6 protein-coding genes are annotated in these 4,782 nt (G+C 68.6%); 3 read left to right on the forward strand and 3 right to left on the reverse strand.

Features of this window, described 5'->3' with window-relative positions:
- Positions 1–444 (reverse strand): MarR family winged helix-turn-helix transcriptional regulator (locus OOT08_RS06105; RefSeq protein WP_325091695.1); only part of this gene is annotated, 444 nt, incomplete at its 3' end.
- Positions 438–1,574, reverse strand: a complete 1,137-nt coding sequence (locus tag OOT08_RS06110) for an LLM class flavin-dependent oxidoreductase (protein WP_325091696.1) — start codon at positions 1,572–1,574, stop codon at positions 438–440. The genes OOT08_RS06110 and OOT08_RS06105, both read right to left, overlap by 7 nt.
- Positions 1,575–1,757: 183 nt before the next feature.
- Between OOT08_RS06110 and OOT08_RS06115 the strand changes: the two genes are divergently transcribed.
- The gene (locus OOT08_RS06115; protein WP_325092119.1) at positions 1,758–2,771 is read left to right on the forward strand and encodes an agmatine deiminase family protein; all 1,014 of its coding nucleotides are present in this window, start codon (positions 1,758–1,760) and stop codon (positions 2,769–2,771) included.
- A gap of 110 nt (positions 2,772–2,881) precedes the next feature.
- Positions 2,882–3,247, forward strand: coding sequence for an META domain-containing protein (locus OOT08_RS06120; RefSeq protein WP_325091697.1), 366 nt, complete (start codon positions 2,882–2,884; stop codon positions 3,245–3,247).
- 101 nt (positions 3,248–3,348) lie between these two features.
- On the opposite strand, the gene OOT08_RS06125 is transcribed toward OOT08_RS06120, so the two are convergent.
- Entirely contained in the window at positions 3,349–3,708 is a 360-nt protein-coding gene (locus tag OOT08_RS06125; RefSeq protein ID WP_325091698.1) for a hypothetical protein, read from the reverse strand.
- Between the two features lie 223 nt (positions 3,709–3,931).
- On the opposite strand from OOT08_RS06125, the gene OOT08_RS06130 reads away from it, so the two are divergent.
- On the forward strand, positions 3,932–4,782 hold an 851-nt coding region (locus tag OOT08_RS06130; protein ID WP_325092120.1), incomplete at its 3' end, for an aldehyde dehydrogenase family protein.

Below are 4,782 nucleotides of genomic sequence, written 5' to 3' on the forward strand. Positions count from 1 at the left end.
CCGCCGCTCGGCCGCGGCGATGAGCTTGTCGGTGATGTCGCCGAGGGCGGTGATCTCCGCCGGGGTGAGCGCCCCGGTCAGGGCGGCGGTCACGTCGCGGGCGTGGGCGAGCCCGATCTCGCGCTGTAGCTCGCGGCCCCGCGCCGTGAGGCGGTGCACGGAGCTGCGCCCGTCGGCGGGGTCGGGGGTGCGCTCGACGAGGCCGTCCCCGCAGAGCCGCTCCAGCATCCGGCTCAGGGAGGGTTGCGAGATGAGCAGGCCCTCCGCGAGCTCGACCTGGCGAAGCCCCTCGGGGGAGCCGCTCAGCCGGAACAGCACGTCGTACTCGCGGGTCGAGCGGCCCGCCCACACCGGGGAGGCGGTGAAGCCGCGCATCAGGGTGACCTGCGCGCGGAACAGCCCCTCCCAGGCGGCGAGGGCGATCCGATCGACCGGGGTTACCACCGGGCGTCGCTTTCCGCGGCCTCCGCCTCGCTCGCGACGAGGGCGGCCGCCTGCGCCGCGCGGTGCTCGGCGACGCGGGTGGCGTGCTTCGGCGTCTCGGGGACGTCGGCGGGGCGGCTCTTCGCGAACTCGGCGCGGAGCGTCGGCAGGACCAGCTCGCCGAACAGGTCGAGCTGCTCAAGCACCGTCTTGAGGGGCAGCCCGGCGTGATCGACGAGGAAGAGCTGGCGCTGGTAGTCGCCCGCCCACTCCCGGAAGGAGAGGGTGCGGTCGATGACCTGCTGGGGGCTGCCCACGATCAGCGGGGTCTGCTCCATGAAGTCCTCCATCGACGGCCCGTGTCCGTAGACGGGGGCGTTGTTGAAGTAGGGCCGGAACTCGTTCACGGCGTCCTGCGAGTTCTTCCGCATGAAGAACTGGCCGCCGAGGCCGACAATCGCCTGGTGCGCCTGCCCGTGCCCGTAGTGCTCGAAGCGTTCGCGGTAGATCGCGATCAGGCGCTGGTAGTGCTCCTTCGGCCAGAAGATGTTGTTCGCGAAGAAGCCGTCGCCGTAGAACGCGGCCTGGTGCGCGATTTCGGGGCTGCGAATCGAGCCGTGCCAGACGAAGGGCGGCACGTCATCCAGCGGGCGGGGCGTCGAGGTAAAGCCGTGCAGGGGGGTGCGGAACTGCCCCTCCCAGTCCACGACGTCCTCGGTCCACAGCCGGCGCAGGAGCGCGTAGTTCTCGATGGCCATCGGGATACCCTGCCGGATGTCCTTGCCGAACCAAGGGTAGACCGGCCCGGTGTTCCCGCGGCCCATGACGAGGTCTACGCGCCCCTCGGCGAGGTGTTGCAGCGTGGCGTAGTCCTCCGCGATCTTGACGGGGTCGTTCGTGGTGATCAGCGTGGTGGCCGTGGAGAGCGTGATGCGCTCGGTCTTCGCGGCGATGTAGCCCAGGGTCGTCGTGGGCGACGAGGGGAAGAACGGCGGGTTGTGGTGCTCGCCGGTGGCGAAGACATCCATGCCGATCTCCTCAACCTTCTGGGCGATCGCGACGTGCGCCTTGATGCGCTCGTTCTCCGACGGGGTGATCCCCGTGGCGGGGTCCTGCGTCAGGTCGCCGACCGAAAAAACTCCGAATTCCATGAGATGCCCTCCCTGAGCTGCTGTGTCCCTCAAGTGTATTCAAGTGAATAGACTTTGTCAAACATTCAAGCAAATGCCCCGGAGTGCCTCCCAGGCAACATTCGTTTCACTACACCGGCTAGACTGTGCAGCATTCGTCCCTCGATCCACAGGAGCATCATCGTGACGCAGTCCACCTGGCACATGCCCATTGAGGGCCACGAGCAGGAACGGCTCTGGCTCGCTTGGCCCACCGGCGGCTACACCCTCGGCGACACCGAGGAGGAGGTCCGCTCCGCGCGCGAGACCTGGGCCGCGGTCGCCAACACCGCCTCCGAGTATCAGCCCGTCACGGTCGTCGTGAACCCGGGCGATGAGGCCATCGCCTCGCGCTTCCTCTCCGGGCAGATCGACCGGCTCTCCGCCCCGCTCGACGACGCGTGGATGCGCGACATTGGCCCGACCTTCGTGCTGGACGAGGCCGGTCGCCTCGGCGCCGTCGACTGGGTCTTCAACGGCTGGGGCGCCCAGGACTGGGCCAGCTGGGACAACGATCGGCACATCGGCCGCATCATCGCGGAGGCCACGGGGGCCGTTCGGATCGAGTCCGAGATGGTCAACGAGGGCGGCGGCATCCAGGTCGACGGCACCGGCCGGGTCGTCATCACCGACACCGTCCAGCTCGACCCGCACCGCAACCCGGGCTGGGAGCGGGGCCGGGTCGAGGAGGAGCTCGCCCGCACGATCGGCGCGCACGACGTACTCTGGCTCCCCCGCGGCCTGTACCGCGACTCCGACGAGTTCGGCACCCGCGGGCACTCGGACATCCTCGTCGCCTTTACCTCCCCCGACACGCTGCTCATGCACGAGCAGCGCAACCCGAACCACCCGGATCACGCGATCGCGAAGCAGAACCGCGAGGTCGCCGAGCGGCACCGCGACCGCACGAGCGGCGGCTACGAGATCCTGAACCTGCCCGCGCCCGAGGTGCTGCGCGACGCGGAGGACTTCGTGGACTACAGCTACATCAACCACGTCGTCATCAACAACGCCGTGATCGCGTGCGCCTTCGACGACCCCGCCGACGACCACGCCGCTGGCGTCCTCCGGGAGCTGTACCCCGGGCGGGAAATCCGCACCGTCGACGCCCGCCCGCTCTACGCGCGCGGCGGCGGCATCCACTGCATCACGCAGCAGCAGCCGGTCTCGAAGGGCTGATGCGCTCGGGTCGGGACGTCAGGCTCGCTCCCAGCTGGCGTACCGGCCCCACTCAGAACCCTCAAAGAAAAGTCCTGGCCTGTGTCAGCGGTTGCGGCTACTCTGAGAGCATGAAGAAACTGATGCTCGCTGGAATCGTTGCGGTGGCCGCGTTGACGCTCACCGCCTGCTCAGCCGGAACTCCCGATGTCAACGGCAACTGGGGCGCATCCGGGAAGCAGACCCGGGGCGAGCCCGCGCTCTCCCTCTCCGAGGACGGCAAAGCCCACGGCAACGACGGCTGCAACACCATGAACGGCACGTTCACCGTGGACAAGGCGACCGTGACCTTCAGCCCCTTCGCGACCACGATGATGGCCTGCGACGGCGTCGACCAGTGGCTCAGCAAGTCCGTGAGCGCGACCGTCTCCGGCGACACGATGACCTTCCTCGACGAGGACGGCAAGGAGCTCGGCACCCTCGACCGCGCCGAGTAATCGCCTCGCCGCGCGCAGACACGGAACGGGCCCGGAAGCAGTCGCTTCCGGGCCCGTTCCGTGTTTCCGAGCGTTCCGTGCCCAGGCCGGGCAGGGGCTGCTTACCAGAACACCGCGAGCACGATGTTCAGCACGGTGAGTCCACCGATCGTGGGCAGCACCCAGGTGGCGACGCGGTCCTTCTTCTTGTTCATCAGGGCGATCACGACGACGGCGAGCAGCACGATGAGCTTCACGCCGATCTTGGCGTTGTTGACGGCGTCGCCGTTGCCCGCGGCGTACATCATGCCGACGAGCGCGAGGCCCGTCGCGAGCATGAGCCAGCCGCCGTGCAGCACGCCAGCCTTGACCTTCGCGGCGCCAACCTTCATCGCGGGAATCTGAGCGAGGACCCCGCCGATGATGACCGCGAAGCCGACGAAGTGCAGGACCAGGAACACGTTTCTCAGAATTTCAATCATACTGAGATTCTATGCCATGCCCAGGATTTCTTTCCCCAGCGCTCCCGCCGCGAAGCGGGCGAGCGGACCGGCGTCACGGCCGCGGCTGAGGCGGCACCAACGAATTGGTATCCCAATTTGGCATACCGTTCCTTCCGGTTCTGTTTTTCCGGCCAGACGGTGCAGAATAGAGGGGTACGCGGGAGGTTTTCCCGTTCTGTGATCCCCAAGGAGACACCCCAGCATGGCCAATGAAGCCCTGACCCCCGAACTTGACGCCGTTGTCGCCCGGGCCGCCGCAGCCGCGGGCCCCGTCGCCGCCGTACTCCCCCAGGACCGCGCACGCGCCATCGTCGCCGCCGCGGACGCCCTCGAGGCGAACGGTCCCCAGCTCATCGAGATCGCGATGCGCGAGACCGGCCTGAGCGAGGCCCGCCTCACCGGCGAGGTCAAGCGCACCGCCGTCCAGATGCGCCTCTTCGCCGACACCCTCGTCGCCGGGGACTACCTCGATGCTCGCATCGACTACGCCGACGACGCCTTCGTGCTCGGCGTCCGCGCCGACGTGCGCCGCGTGCACATCCCCGTCGGCCCGGTGATCAACTTCACCGCCTCCAACTTCCCCTTCGCCTTCTCGGTCGCGGGCGGCGACTCCGCCGCCGCCCTCGCCGCGGGCTGCCCCCTCATCGTCAAGGCGCACTCCGGCCACATCGAGCTCTCCCGCGCCACCGCGACCGTCATTGGCGACGCGCTGACCGCCGCCGGGATGCCCGAGGGCACCTTCCAGCACATCGAGGGCCAGCAGGCCGGCGTTGACGTCCTCAAGGACCCGCGCATCAAGGCGGGCTCCTTCACGGGCTCGATCTTCGTCGGCCGCCTGCTCGCGGACATCGCCGCCAGCCGCCCCGCCCCGATCCCCTTCTACGGCGAGCTCGGCAGCGTCAACCCTGTCTTCGTGAGCCGCGCGGCCATCGACGAGAACGGCGACGACATCGTCTCCGGCTTCGTCACGAGCGTCTCCGGCTCCGCCGGGCAGCTGTGCACCAAGCCCGGCTTCGTCTTCCTCCCTGAGGGTCACGGCCTCGATGAGCGTCT

This window comes from Leucobacter sp. M11, assembly GCF_035726885.1.
Lineage (GTDB): Bacteria > Actinomycetota > Actinomycetes > Actinomycetales > Microbacteriaceae > JAPFRB01.